Annotated in this window: 13 protein-coding genes; 8 read left to right on the forward strand and 5 right to left on the reverse strand. The window is 42.7% G+C overall.

The window, feature by feature from the left end:
- Window positions 1-74: 74 nt before the first annotated feature.
- Together argS and ACYQ28_RS11805 are read right to left on the reverse strand one after the other, a co-directional pair.
- Entirely contained in the window at window positions 75-1811 is a 1737-nt protein-coding gene (argS, locus tag ACYQ28_RS11800) for an arginine--tRNA ligase (protein WP_460052658.1), read from the reverse strand.
- Window positions 1812-1890: 79 nt separating this feature from the next.
- Window positions 1891-2463 carry a MiaE family protein gene (locus ACYQ28_RS11805; protein ID WP_460052660.1) on the reverse strand — a complete coding sequence of 191 codons (573 nt, stop codon included), beginning with the start codon at window positions 2461-2463 and terminating at the stop codon, window positions 1891-1893.
- Between the two features lie 407 nt (window positions 2464-2870).
- Between ACYQ28_RS11805 and fabV the strand changes: the two genes are divergently transcribed.
- The 6 genes from fabV (at window position 2871) to ACYQ28_RS11835 (ending at window position 9300) form a co-directional block, all read left to right on the forward strand.
- A complete protein-coding gene (gene fabV / locus ACYQ28_RS11810) occupies window positions 2871-4055 on the forward strand; it encodes an enoyl-ACP reductase FabV (RefSeq protein WP_460052663.1) in 1185 nt (394 codons plus the stop codon).
- 270 nt (window positions 4056-4325) lie between these two features.
- Window positions 4326-5264, forward strand: a complete 939-nt coding sequence (lpxL, locus tag ACYQ28_RS11815) for an LpxL/LpxP family Kdo(2)-lipid IV(A) lauroyl/palmitoleoyl acyltransferase (protein WP_460052665.1) — start codon at window positions 4326-4328, stop codon at window positions 5262-5264.
- 69 nt (window positions 5265-5333) lie between these two features.
- Window positions 5334-6209, forward strand: a complete 876-nt coding sequence (gene dapA / locus ACYQ28_RS11820) for a 4-hydroxy-tetrahydrodipicolinate synthase (protein ID WP_460052668.1) — start codon at window positions 5334-5336, stop codon at window positions 6207-6209.
- A gap of 72 nt (window positions 6210-6281) precedes the next feature.
- Window positions 6282-7466 (forward strand): outer membrane protein assembly factor BamC, encoded by a 1185-nt coding sequence (gene bamC, locus ACYQ28_RS11825; protein WP_460052671.1) that lies wholly within the window; start codon window positions 6282-6284, stop codon window positions 7464-7466.
- A 20-nt stretch (window positions 7467-7486) separates the two neighbouring features.
- Window positions 7487-8245, forward strand: coding sequence for an MBL fold metallo-hydrolase (locus ACYQ28_RS11830; RefSeq protein WP_460052674.1), 759 nt, complete (start codon window positions 7487-7489; stop codon window positions 8243-8245).
- Window positions 8246-9012: 767 nt separating this feature from the next.
- Entirely contained in the window at window positions 9013-9300 is a 288-nt protein-coding gene (locus ACYQ28_RS11835; protein WP_460052677.1) for a PilZ domain-containing protein, read from the forward strand.
- 221 nt (window positions 9301-9521) lie between these two features.
- Here the strand turns inward: ACYQ28_RS11835 and ACYQ28_RS11840 are convergent, their stop codons facing one another.
- Window positions 9522-10082 carry a leucine-rich repeat domain-containing protein gene (locus tag ACYQ28_RS11840; protein WP_460052680.1) on the reverse strand — a complete coding sequence of 187 codons (561 nt, stop codon included), beginning with the start codon at window positions 10080-10082 and terminating at the stop codon, window positions 9522-9524.
- Between the two features lie 380 nt (window positions 10083-10462).
- On the opposite strand from ACYQ28_RS11840, the gene ACYQ28_RS11845 reads away from it, so the two are divergent.
- Entirely contained in the window at window positions 10463-10981 is a 519-nt protein-coding gene (locus ACYQ28_RS11845) for a hypothetical protein (protein WP_460052683.1), read from the forward strand.
- A 240-nt stretch (window positions 10982-11221) separates the two neighbouring features.
- Here ACYQ28_RS11845 and ACYQ28_RS11850 read toward each other — a convergent pair whose 3' ends face one another.
- Window positions 11222-12568 (reverse strand): substrate-binding domain-containing protein, encoded by a 1347-nt coding sequence (locus ACYQ28_RS11850; RefSeq protein ID WP_460052685.1) that lies wholly within the window; start codon window positions 12566-12568, stop codon window positions 11222-11224.
- Window positions 12569-12685: 117 nt separating this feature from the next.
- Here ACYQ28_RS11850 and ACYQ28_RS11855 point away from each other — a divergent pair, with 117 nt between their 5' ends.
- Window positions 12686-13501, forward strand: coding sequence for a class I SAM-dependent methyltransferase (locus tag ACYQ28_RS11855; RefSeq protein WP_460052688.1), 816 nt, complete (start codon window positions 12686-12688; stop codon window positions 13499-13501).
- Between the two features lie 32 nt (window positions 13502-13533).
- Here the strand turns inward: ACYQ28_RS11855 and ACYQ28_RS11860 are convergent, their stop codons facing one another.
- Window positions 13534-13728 carry a hypothetical protein gene (locus ACYQ28_RS11860; protein ID WP_460164714.1) on the reverse strand — a complete coding sequence of 65 codons (195 nt, stop codon included), beginning with the start codon at window positions 13726-13728 and terminating at the stop codon, window positions 13534-13536.
- Window positions 13729-14126: the final 398 nt, after the last annotated feature.

The following is a 14126-nucleotide window of genomic DNA, read 5'->3' on the forward strand; positions in this document are numbered from 1 at the left end:
CAATCACTTACAGTTCTTGAAATTGGCGACACATCCTTGTGTCGCGAGAAACTCTAGGTTAATCAGAGTTTCCTTTACATTTTTTCCATCACTTCAATACCCAACAAGCCAAGTCCTAATTCTAGAGTTTTGGCAACACCTTTGGATAAGCCTAAACGGCTGTTGCGTGTTGGTTCGTCGATGCCGTCTTTTAAAATTGGGCAAGCTTCGTAGAAGCTCATAAATAAGCTGGTTAACTCGAATAAATAGGTACAAAGCACGTGGGGGAAGGCTTCGCGGGCAACGTGTTCTAGGGTTTCGGGTAATTGTAAGAGTTTTAAGGTTAGTGTTTTTTCTAATTCTTCGCTTAATGTAATTGGTGCGTGGAATTCGTCGAAATTAATGTCTGCTTTTCTGAAAATACTGCGAATTCGCGTGTAAGCGTATTGCAAGTAGGGAGCAGTGTTGCCTTCGAACGCCAGCATGGAGTTCCAGCTAAAGATGTAGTCGGTGGTACGGGTTTTAGAGAGATCGGCGTACTTAACGGCACCAATACCCACTTTGCGAGAAATTTCATCTTTCTCGGCATCGGTTAATGTTGGGTTTTTCTCTTCAATTAAGGCTCGTGCTCGGGTTACGGCTTCATCCAGTAATTGCGCGAGTTTAACGGTGCCACCGCTTCTGGTTTTAAAAGGTGTGCCGTCTTCGCCGTTCATGGTGCCAAAACCAAGATGCTCTAGACTTACGCTATCAGGCACGTAACCCGCTTTTCGTCCGATGGTGAAAACCTGTTGCATGTGCAGACTTTGACGCGCGTCGATAAAGTACATCAAGCGATCACCTTTTAAGGTACCCACTCGGTAACGCAAACACGACAAATCCGTCGTGGCGTAAAGGTACGCACCTTCGCGTTTGCGAATAATAACCGGGCTTGGGTTGCCGTCTTTATCGGCGAATTCATCCAAAAATACTACGATGGCGCCTTGGTCTTCAACGGCCATACCTTTGTCGATTAGGTCTTGAACAACAACCGGTAAGTCTGTGTTGTAAGCACTTTCGCCCATAACGTCATCGCGAGTTAAGGTGACGTTTAATTTTTCGTAGATGTCTTCGCCGTGACTAAAAGAGATTTCACGAAATTGTTCCCACAACGCCAGCACGCGCTCGTCGCCGGATTGTAATTTCACTACGTACTCGCGTGCGGTATTGGCGAAGTCTTCGTCGGCATCAAAGTGTTTTTTGGCTTGCTGATAAAAAACTTCTAAATCGCTTAAGGCAATTTCGGCGTTGGTGTTGCTTTGTTGTTCTTCTAGCTCAGCAATCAACATTCCGAACTGAGTACCCCAGTCGCCGACGTGGTTTTGGCGAATAACCTTGTGGCCTAAAAACTCCATGGTGCGTGCCATGGCGTCGCCAATAATGGTTGAGCGCAAATGACCCACGTGCATTTCTTTGGCAAGGTTTGGCGCCGAGTAATCCATAACCACGGTTTGTGGTAGGTCGGTTTTCTCAACAGTTAATGCGGGTAGGGTGAGCGCGGCACTTAACTGCTGTGTTAGCCATTCAGGTTTTAAATAAAGGTTGATAAAGCCAGGGCCTGCGATTTCGGTTTTTTCGGCGATGTCTTCAAGCTTTAAATTGGCAACAATTTGCTCGGCAAGGGCGCGAGGGTTGGTCTTCATGGCTTTTGCTGCCGCCATGGCGCCGTTGGCTTGATAGTCACCAAAACCAGCTTTTTTCGGTTGCGCTAGGTGTGGCTCAAACGAGTCTGGAATTCCAGATTGGGTCATCGCCGCTTTGAATTGGGCGCTTAAAAATTCTTTGATGTTCATTGTGTCTCTTTAATGAAAAGTGTTTATCACTCAGAAATAGGGTTGATTGGCGAAATCGGCTTGCGGCGGCTTTTTATATTCAGTGTAGCGCTGCTCTTAGCGGCAAACCTTCAACAATGTTGGCTTCGATGTTTAACAGTTCATCCAGTCGTTGCGCGATAATTTCTTTGGGAAAGTATAACTCGGCAAGATTGATGAATAGCTCATGATGACGGCCTTCAGATTCGGCAATCGCTTGGTAAAACGCTTTCATTGGGCCAGCGTCTAGCGCTTCGCCAATCAATGCAAAACGCTCGCAACCGCGGGCTTCAATGATACCTGCAATCAACAATCGATCGATTAAATATTCGTCGGTACCGCGCCGGTACGCCTTACGAAAGTCGTTGATGTAGGGATCTTTCTGGTCATCACCCAGAATTTTGCCGCGCGCGTAGATGATTTTTATCACTTCTTTAAAATGCGACATTTCTTCTAGAGCCAAATCGGTCATGGCCTTAACCAGCTCGATGCGATCGGGGTAGTGCGACAGCATAGACACCGCCATGCCCGAGGCTTTTTTCTCGGCGGCGGCGTGGTCTTGAAGAAACGTATCAAAATCTTCAACTACCGTTTGGGTCCATGCGTGTGGGGTTTTAAATCGTAAAAAACTCATTGAATCAATCAAGTCTCGGCACGTGTTGTTGTGAGCCTGGCGGTTAAGCAGGATATGGCTCTGTTGGGCGCGCATTATAACGGATTCGAAAAGTAATGTTGGAATGGATTGCAATTCGGTTTTTAGCCCACAGATAGAGTGCTAATTTGAGGTTTCACCAGTTCGCGTTGGTTTATTGTGCGTGCTCTGAATACTTCGAAACAATGTTAAATGATTACCGAGATGGCTTATCCATTGGTTTCTGTTAAAGAAGTCGTGGGCGATTGGCGCTGCCATCTTTATAATCTCGCCACTTGATTGGATGCGCGGCAAGGTTCCGTGCTTTTTGACCAAGTCTCGGTTTCTTATTCACTGACTGTAGCAGAGCCTTTTGCTGCATTCATGAACAACTACAATAAGGCTACATTATGATCATAAAACCTAAAGTTCGTGGTTTCATCTGTACTAATGCTCACCCAACGGGTTGTGCGGCGAACGTGAAAGAACAAATTGAGTATGTGAAAGCTCAGGGCAAAGTCAGCAATGGCCCACAAAACGTTTTGGTATTAGGTGCTTCTACTGGCTACGGTTTAGCCTCACGCATTACCGCCGCTTTTGGTTGCGGTGCAAAAACCTTGGGTGTTTTCTTCGAAAAACCCCCGACCGACAGAAAAACAGCCTCAGCCGGTTACTACAACGTTGCCGCGTTTGAAGAAGCCGCCAAGGCAGAAGGTTTGTATTCTAAAAGCTTAAATTTAGATGCCTTCTCTTCAGAATCTAAAGCTCAGGTGATTGAAACCATCAAGCAAGAGATGGGTAAAATCGATCTTGTGGTGTATAGCCTAGCAGCGCCGCGCAGAAAAGATCCCCAATCTGACGAAGTCTACAGTTCTGTGCTTAAGCCCATTGGCGAGTCGTATACCGCTAAAAACTTAAATACTGATACCTTAAAAATCTCTGACGTTACCGTTGAGCCTGCCAGCGAAGAAGAAATTGCAGCAACCGTTAAGGTTATGGGCGGCGAAGATTGGGAGCTTTGGATTGATGTCTTGGCAGAAGCCGATTTGTTGGCTGAGAACTTCCAAACCACCGCTTACACCTATTTGGGTGAAAAATTAACGTGGCCAATTTACGGCAAAGCAACCATTGGTAAAGCCAAAGAAGATTTGGATCGTGCTGCGGCGCAAATGTCGAGCAAGTTCCAAGGCTTAAACGGTAAGGCGCATGTTTCGGTATTAAAAGCTTTGGTTACCCAAGCGAGTTCTGCCATTCCGGTAATGCCTTTGTACATTTCGATTTTGTACAAGGTTATGAAAGAAGAGGGAACCCACGAGGGTTGTATCGAGCAAGCGTATCGCTTATTTACCGAAGGTTTGTACACCGATACACCGCGATTGGATAATCAAAAGCGCTTGCGTATGGATGACCGTGAGTTAAAACCAGAAACTCAAGCCAAGGTGGAAGCCATTTGGCCGGAAGTTACCGAAGAAAACCTCTTTGAACTTACCGACTACAAAAGCTACAACGCAGAATTCTTGAAGTTGTTTGGCTTTGGTGTTAAAGGCGTTGATTACGACGAAGAAGTTTCACCGCTCGTAACAGCGAATTTTTAATCGCGTTCGGTTCAAGCCGTGTTGCACAGATGAAATTCTGTAACCTAAGAAGGTGGTTAATGTTAACCACCTTTTCTATTTAAAGACTTTTTCTATTTAAAGACCTTTTCTATTCGTAATTTGGCAAAAGGTGCTTTTGGTCGATAGAGTGCTTTTGGTCGATAGTGTGCTTTTGGTCGATAGGGCGCTTTTATATTTAGCATTATTTGCTCGCATTTAATTAATTGATTCGTAACTTCATAGCTTCGTAACTTTCTTTATAGACCTGTAATGACAGATAAAACAGCTTCTTTATCGCACCCCAAATATTGGAAAACATGGTTTCTTATTGGATTGTGGAAATTATTTTCACAATTGCCGCTGCCGGTTTTAAGAGGCATTGGCCATGTTATGGCGTTTTTTACGCGTAAATTTGCCAAGCGTCGTTGTTTTATTGCGCAAAGAAATTTGCAGTTGTGCTTTCCTGAGAAAAGCCCCGAAGAAATCGAACAGTTGCTTAGAAAAAACCTGTTCCATACCGCTATGAACGGTCTTGAAATGGGCATGTGTTGGTTTCAACCCCATTGGCGATTGAAAAATGTTGGTGATGTTACGGGCTTAGAATATCTCGAAAACCTTGAGGGTGGTGCCTTGATGCTGAGTATGCACAATACCACCATTGAAACCATGAGTGCCGTGGTGAATCCGTATTTCACCAAAATCGATATGATGTACCGAGCCCACAAAAATCCGGTATTTGATCATGTGCAACGCAAAGCGCGCGGTCGCCATAATTCCGATTGCAAAATGATTGATCGTTCTGATCTTCGCGGTGCGGTTAAAGTGATGCGTTCTGGCAGAATTCTTTGGTACGCACCCGATCAAGATTACGGCATAAAACAGGGTGTGTTCGCCACATTTTTTGGCATCCCGGCGGCAACCATTACCGCCACGCCGCGCTTGGCGCATTTAGGCAAGGTACCGGTTGTGCCTATTTTTCATCGCCGTGATGATGACGGCCGTTGCCAAGTTGAGATCTCACCGCCGTTAGAAAACTTCCCGAGCGACGATGAAATGGCTGATATTCAGCGCGTCAACGATCTTATTGAAGCGCAAGTTAGAAAATATCCAGAGCAATATTTGTGGGTTCATCGCCGGTTTAAAACTCGCCCGCCCGGAGCAGAGCCTTTGTATGGAACATACAGCAAGGGTGTGAAAAAAAATTCTTGAGTTAGAACTTGTGCCCGGTTTATGAGCTAAGTACCATTAGCGACTTTTCAAGTTAAGTGAGACACAGTAATGATTAAAGGAAGCATTGTAGCCCTAGTTACTCCCATGACCGCCGATGGCCAAGTAGATTGGAAATCGTTGCAAGAGTTGGTTGAGTGGCATGTAGAAAAGGGCACTGATTCCATTGTTGCTGTGGGCACTACCGGTGAGTCTGCAACCTTAACTGTTGCAGAGCACGGTGAAGTTATCGCTAAGATTGTTAATCAAGTAAACGGTCGCATTCCTGTTATTGCTGGTACCGGTGCAAATGCTACCGCTGAAGCCATCGAGTTGAGCAAAGCCGCTAAAGAAGCTGGTGCAGATGCGTGTTTATCGGTAACGCCTTACTACAATAAACCTACTCAAGAAGGTTTATTTCAGCATTATTCAATGATTGCTAAGTCTGTGGCGATTCCACAAATTCTGTACAACGTTCCTGGTCGTACCGCTGTTGATATGAAAACCGAAACGGTTGTTCGCTTGTCAAAAGTGGCCAACATTATTGGTATTAAAGAAGCGACTGGCGATGTGCCTCGCGCGATCGACCTTATGGCGCAGGTTGGTAAAGACTTTTTGGTGTATTCCGGTGACGATGCAACCGCGGTTGAGTTAATGATTGCTGGTGGTCACGGTAACATTAGTGTTACCGCCAACGTAGTGCCTGATCAGATGGCAAAGTTGTGCGCTCTCGCGATGTCAGGGCAGGCCGAGCAAGCGCGGGCACTGAACGAAAGTTTAATGCCATTGCATCAGGCTTTATTCCTTGAGTCTAACCCAATTCCTGTTAAGTGGGCCGTTGCCGAAATGGGTAAAATTGGTCACGGTATTCGTCTACCATTAACCAATCTTGCTGATCAGTTCCATCAGCCGTTACGCGATGCTCTTAAAAACGCTGGCGCGTTATAAATCTCATTGAGTTTTTTTGCATGCTGGGTGTCATACATCCAGCTCTATTAATTTCACGTTGTTTGTACTTTCATGGTTAAGTCTTTTCCTGTTGTAGTTCTTGCGTCATCTCTCTGTCTTCTCACTGGTTGTGGAACCTTCTTTGGCAAAGATGGGTTTTTTCGTAATCGCGGTGACGAATATCTAAAAGCGGAAGAGATTCCTCCACTTGCACCAGACCACGATCAGAAAAACCCAAGATTGTCCGAAATTTATGTGGTTCCCAATATTGAAGATTCAACCTACGATTACACCCAAGTCTTTGTAGCGCCTCGCCCAATTCCACTATCAAGTTCTGTTCTTGAAGATACCGTAAAGATTCAAAAGCTCTCCGGTCGGCAGTGGATTTTCGTTTCAAATTCACCATCGGAAGTTTGGCCGCAGGTACGTGAATTTTTGGGTGATAAAGATCTTCCTGTTGCCTATACAGATGCCACTGATGGTTTAATAGAAACTACGTGGTTGCAGTTTTCCGACGATAAAGAGCATTTCGACCGTTTTCAGTTGCGCATCGAAACCGGTATTCAGCCAGAAAGTGCTGAAATTCATGTGTTGCACAGCCAAGTCCCTTCTAACCAAACGCCAGAAGCAAACTTACCTTGGCCGAAATCCTCTACCGACGATTCCCGAGAAGCATGGATGATTGACGAGCTTTCGAGTGTATTGGCCAGTAATTTAGAGCGTTCTTCGTCTTCGTTACTAGCGCAAACCATTGGTGGTGAACATAAAGTGGTTCTTGGCTATACCGAGTCAGAAGAACCTATCTTAAAGATGAAAATTAGCTACCTACGCGCCTGGGCCAGTGTGAACCATGCGCTAGAAGAGGAAGGCTTCTATCTTTGGGGACGTGACAGTAACAAGGGTGTTTTCTACTCTCAATATCAAAAACCTAAAGATAATAAAGGCTCATGGATTGGCAACGGCATTCGCGCTGTTGGCGGTTTATTCTCTGGCGTAGATAAAAACGCCGGACCGACCTCGCCCTATACCGTTGTTGAGGTGCTGGAGAATTTACCTGCCTCCAATGAAAGAGATTCTTTGTTTAAAGATGTCATCTCAAGAGAAACAACACCGCTTAAAAATGTTCCTGGGTATTTAGTGGTTGTTCGTGAATCTGCCGACGAAGTTCACGTCTTCATTCGTGACGGTTACGCTCGCAGAATCGACGAAGCACAGGCCAAGCAGTTGTTAAGCGCCATTAGGAATAACCTTATTTAACGATCTCTAAGGATAGATTCTTGAGATTTGCAAGCTTAGGCAGCGGTAGCAAAGGCAATGGCCTTGTTGTTACCGCAGGCGAAACCAAACTGCTCATAGACTGTGGCTTTACCGTTAAAGAAACGGTAGCTCGCTTAGAGCGCTTGGACTTAAAACCCTCTGATCTTACCGCGGTTCTGGTTACTCATGAACATGGTGACCATATCAAAGGTGTTGGCCCCTTAGCTCGCAAGTACAAATTACCCGTCTATTTAACCCCCGGTACTCTCGTTACCGGCAAGCTTGGCGAGGTTCCAACGGTTCAAACGATTGAGGGTTATCAGTCGTTCCAAATAGGTGACGTATTTGTCACTCCCGTTGCCGTGCCCCATGATGCCAGAGAGCCTGCTCAGTTTATTTTTCAATACCAAGATTTTCGGTTAGGTGTTCTAACCGATCTTGGCAGTATTTCCGAGCATGTGATCTTTCATTATCAGAATTGCCATGCACTGGTCTTAGAGGCCAATCATGATCCACAGATGTTGGCCCAAGGCCCTTATCCTTACAGTTTAAAAAAGCGCGTTGCGGGTAATTGGGGGCATTTGAGTAATGCGCAGGCTGAGAACTTTTTGGCGCGTATTTTTTCAGATCAGCTCCGTCATGTGGTTATTGCACACATTTCTCAGCAAAATAATTCGCTAGATATTGTCGAGCAGCAGTTTAGTGCTTGGCAAAATCAACTCGAAACACTTTATTACGCCTGCCAAGATCAGGGTTTTCACTGGTTAGACTTGAACTAACGTTTATTCTTTGTTCGCCACAATCTATTTTCGAACGAGAAGGTCTGCGAGCTGCTTTAAAAATACCAAATCTACGTACGGTAAGTGGTTGAAATCGTGAAAAAATTGGAAATTACATTATCAATTTCTGCTCTCTGATTAAATCATGGCAGAGTTAATCAGAGGTTCTTGAGTTAATCGATATTTCTCTGCATTTCACAATATTTTATGGCGTATTCAGAATATTTTGAATATTGGCTTCCTAGTATGCGAGTTATAAACGTCATCCTGTTGGGTTCGTAGATGTTGATAATGGCTCCAAGAATTGATCGATGTATTTTTAAAAAACAGCGATTAACTTTCTAACGATTTAATTCAAGATAGAAATAGTAAATACTGGTTCTGATTTTGTTGTAATTTCAATTACTTATCGTTTTCGAGATTAATAAACACCGTTGGGTGTTAGAAGCTCAGGGTTAATCCTTTTATAAATAATCGTAAAACTGGAGCCAACAGTAGTAAATAAGCGTTAAACAAAAACCCTTTCCAAATAAATAGTGATTAAATCGATGATCTAACACGCGGTTTATAGGTCTTTTGCTATGCTTATTGTGGGTTTTAGTCGCTAGAGTGTTGGTATTTTTTTAAAAAATTTATTCTCTTTAGTTCTTACAGCGAAATTACTCATTCAACATGTTATTATTTAACGTCGATTCATAAAGCATTTGCTACCGCTTTTCTTTTTTTGAATCTGATGTCCGTGAATACAAGATAGAAGGAGTTAATGAATGGACGAACGTCGTCGGTTTGAAAGACGTCCTACGTCAATTCGGGTTGAGTTGACGCATCCAACGTTTGGCACCATGGTTGGCTACGCTAAAGATATCTCCGATGGCGGCGCTTCTGTAATGCTCGATGTCGATGTCAAGCCACCGGTAGGAACAGAAGTTAGTGTCGTCTTCAGAAAAGTATCTGGGGTTGTTAACGATAATCCGGTAAAGATGAAGGTAATGCATCAGCAACGCAATATCGTAGGTTTAATGTTTACCGGTTCTTTAGATACTCAAATTTTTTAGTAATACCTTTATTTAATTTTTAGTCGGATTGGTTTATTCATCCTTTGTGTGCAATGAGTTGTTCTTGGAATTACGAGTTCACGAACTGATGTACTCGGATTAACACATTAAAAAGCGCTCAGCTGGAAGCGCTTTTTAATGTTAGCAATTGATTCTTTGCTGAATTTTCGCCTTGCTTGATCTTAAATGACCCGATAACTTAAATTTTTTTGCCAGTGTGTTTATTGGCAATGCTCCGGCGCAATCACTACTATACCCGCCACACGCTCTAGTAATTTCACATCTTCGCACAATACCTGATCGTTACCGGATAAGTCTAAGTACTGCAATTTGGGTAAGTTTAATAAGGTTTGTACATCTTTAATTTGATTATTTTTAATCGAAAGTTTTTCGAGACTGCTCAAACCTTGCAATGGCGCTAGGTCTTTAATTTGATTATCGGCTAAATTAATTTGCTTAAGTTTTCTGAAGCGATTAATTCCTTTCAAGTTTTCAATGCCTGCGTGTGTACACACCAAGTTACTTAACTGTCCATATTCGGTTACGCCATTTTCTTCAATAAATAGGCTAATACAGTTTTCTAAGGCTGCATCGTCAAATTCTAGAGCGGTAATAACTTGCGGCGGCGTGTAAACCTCTTTTTCATTTAGGGTTACTTCGTAATTCTGGCAACCAGAAAGAGCCATCGCGGCGATTACGGCAAAGCCTATGACTGGCCTATATACGAGAGCAATTTTGCGCTTTAGGTATTGTTGGCATAAACCGATGCATGAATTGATCATAAACTCGCCTTTTCTCGAATGCTGTTAAGTAATCCTACTAAAGTTAGGGTTCCAACAAAAGTAAAGACACTCGTCTTTTTGATTGAGCTCGCTTTAGTTTACTTTGATTTATGACAGCAACAATTGTATTTTCTGCGGCTACCTATATTTCAACGAGAGTTTAAATAGATACGCTGGATGGGCTCTAGATTGCTCATATTTTCTACGATTTATGGGAATAAAAATAACAACCTATGCTTGTTTGATAAGACGCTTTGGTATTATTGACCGGTTCAATGATGTGAATTTTAAACTTAAGCGTAGATCATGGAGTCTATGGTCTTTATCCAGTTATCTTTTGAGAGATTCGAGAGAGTTTTATGTACTTAGGGATGTACCACTTGAAGACACGGGTTAAACAATCTTTCGTTCAGCTGGGAATAGTGTTTATCGTCGGTTGCGTGGCTTTAAGTCCACTTGCAACGGTGAAGGCTCAAGATAATGATACGGAAAATTCCGCGGATATAACGTCTGCGCAGGGTGATTCTAACTCAGTTGACCAGCAGTCACCTGAGCCTTTAGAGGCCTATAACACCGTTATTCTTGCCGAGCTTGATAACGCCATCAATCAGGTCAATACCTCGTTATCGTCCAGTGGCGTGTTTGCCGCTGAGGCGGTTCGTTATTATTTCACCCGTTTAGCTCTGGTTGATGGCAGGATTGAACAGGTGCCGGAGAATTTTATTATCGATGTGCCTTTTTCGGTCTGCCCGATTATCCTCCGTAAAAATAACCGATACCTTGTCAAGTTACAGCTGAATGCAGATCAACAGTACGACAAGTTTTTTGTGGTTAGCTCGTGTCAAAACTTTGAATTGCAAGCAGAGCCAGAAAGTCACGCTGCCACACCTCAAAGTTAGTCTACAAAATCGACTTTTCGGCTTCTTGCTCAGAGAAAAATCTATGGCTATAGAGCTTGGATTGAGAACTCGGATTGGCTCGTTAACGAGAACTGAAAGGTAAATTTGATCGAAATAAAAACAATTTCTTCTTTGAAGCCTCAAATTCCTTATGGGTAGCTTGCTGAAAAACCAGAGTAATCTCTGATTAACGCATCCTAGAATTAATCAGAGGTTAGAATTCATCAGAGAATAGAGAAATTAAATCAGCCAAACTTCAACTCTTTGATTTTTTAATTTTCTTTCGCCATCGTTTGAAACCACAGGATTAAAGTGGCCAAATCCGGTTACGGGCGCAACTTGAATCCCGTTTTCGTGCAGCCTTGACTTTACCGCAATTGCTCTGAGTTTGGACAACACCGTTGCACGCGTTGGCGTTTGCTTTGCGTCACCAAACCCCACCAGTAAGAGTTCTTTATTTTGATATTCTGGCAGTGACATTAAATCGACCAGTCTCTGAATGTCGTGTTTCGCTTTATTATCCAACAGTGAGCTGCCTTCGTTAAATCGAATATTAACGGAAAGGCGTTGTGCATTTTCGGTAATTTTCAGGTAATCGTCCGGTCCTTGATGTTTATCTACGTGAATCGCAATGGGGGTTTGCGAAACGAAACCTATATCCCCCACAATGAGTTGTCCGCGAGTGCTTTGCACAAAATTTAAAAACTCTTTGACGATAGATTTTTGCTGAGTTTGTGGAGTGTATAAGAACAAGCGCCGTGACAAGGGATAATCTTCTGTTGCAACGGTGATTTGTTGTGGTGGTATCGAATTAGTTTCATGATCCGATACCCCCAAGGCCTTAGCCTTATTCACGGAGGCTAATCCAACAAAGCCAATGGCGTATTCGTTGCGAGCTACCATGGCAGACAGTTGATCGTTCGACTCATACCGTAATGCATTGTTTGACAAGGTATAATCGTCCATTAACACCAGTGATTTAAAGGTGTCCCAGGTACCAGATTGATTGTCACGAGCGTGTATTGAAATAGGTTGATCTTTACCGCCAACTTGTGACCAATTGTTAATTTTTCCGCTGAAAATTTCGGCGATTTGCGTAATGGTTAATTCATTTATTGGGTTTTTGGGATGAACGATGATCGCCAAACCGTCAATGGCAATAACGTGCTCGGACTCGAAGCTTTCCAGATCACCTAACACGCGTAAAGCTTGTAGTTCAGACTCTTTAATGCTGCGCGAAGCCATTGCGATATCGGTTTTTAAATTCTGTAGAGCTTTAAAACCCGTGCTAGAACCATGGGCAGCAATTTCAACCGATGAATATTGACCGGTCGAAGGATTCAGGGCTAAAACAGTATATTCGTTATCGATCTTACTGGGTTCGATTCGAACTTGGATGAATTCTTTTTCTTCCAAAAAAGCCTTAACCAATTCTGGAGCCAATTGAGCGCCAATGGTATTGGAGCCAGTCATTTTAAAGAGTAGATTGGGTTTTGAGCTTTGTGTTTGCGCCAGTGCTTGATAAGGTACAAGCGATGCGCATAGGCTTAATGTTGCGAGCAGAACTGCAAGAATTTTTTTGAGCATGATATTTAGAGATGAAATAAAAAATAGGTAGGCATAGGTAAATTTTTCAAGATTATTGTTGCAAAATGGTTACAAAAACATAGTTTTTTTACTAAATGTATAAAATTGGAGCATTGGTTGAACGTTCGAGGTTTTAGCGATTATAAGGTTTTAGCAAATAAGGCTTTTCTTTCTGAGTCTGAAGCGCTTGCTGCACGATTAAAAGTTTCTTTAATAGAAGAAAAAGACCTAGGCGCGTTTTCAGAAGAGACCGACTTTTTATTAAGATATACCGAGCAAGGCTTGGTATTAGAGAATTTAGCCGCTAAAAAAGTAAATCCTGTCATTGTGAATTTTGAAGTGGGGGCTGCCAATCACCGTAGACTTTTTGGTGGTGGAAAAGGGCAGTTAATTGCTAAAGCGGTTGGTTTTAATAAAACAAAATCCGATATACACATTTGTGATTGCACGGCAGGTCTTGGTGGTGACGCATTCGTGTTGGCAAGTCTTGGAGCCTCTTTAACGTTAATAGAGCGCCATCCTGTAGTCTTTGAATTATTAAACGATGGTCTTGAGCGAGCGCGTTGCAGTGATTCTTTTGAGGTTGCTGAAATTGCCCGGAGAATTTCATTACAGACTGGAAATGCCATCGAAATACTCACAGCTAAGATCAGTTGCAATGAAAAATACGATGTCGTTTATTTGGACCCAATGTTTCCTGAGCGAAAAAAAAGTGCCTCGGTAAAAAAAGAAATGCAATTTTTCCATTCGTTAGTGGGAAACGATGAAGATAGCGATCAACTGCTAGAGCTTGCTTTACAAGCCGCGTTATATCGCGTGGTGGTGAAAAGACCTAAAATTGCCCCGTTTTTGGCGAGCGTAAAACCCAATACTCAACAGCTGGGGCGGTCTAGTCGATACGATATTTACAGTTTAAAAAAATTGCCGGATTAACCTTAAAAATATCTGATTAAATCAAGGATGAGTTAATCAGAGCCTCCGGTAATAAAACGCAAAATTCTAGAAATCGTCATTCTGATATGAGCCAAAATTGCGATTAAAAAACCGATTGAAACGGTAAGAAGTGAAATTGCCAAGAGAGCTTCTTGGGTTAATGACGAAGGAATTTGTTTGGCTGCGTATACGCCAACCATGCCAACAAAAAAAATACTAGCACCCAAGCGGAATTGCTTAAATATCTCAGACAAAGGCGCATTGTAGTGTATAAATAACGCGGTCTTTATCGTTCTTAGATATTTTCTCAACATTTTTAATAAGAATGTTTGGCTTGTTAAGATTTTACGTTGGTGTCTTGATCCCACTCTTGCAAGTCTTTTATCGGCTGTAATACAGAATTCTTAAGTGAAATTTCAGCTGATTTTTTGTTTTAGCAGTTTCTGATAAATACGCTTCAATATTAAATAAGCATCTTTTTCGTTATCGGTTTCTAAAACTGTTTCAGATGTCTGATGTTAAATTGAAACGTTTATTGACGCCTGACAAATTTACATATTATTGATGTCGCTAATTTCAAGAACGGTAAGTAATTGAAGTTATGAAGAAATTAGAAATCGCATGT

It is taken from the genome of Sessilibacter sp. MAH1 (assembly GCF_054658315.1).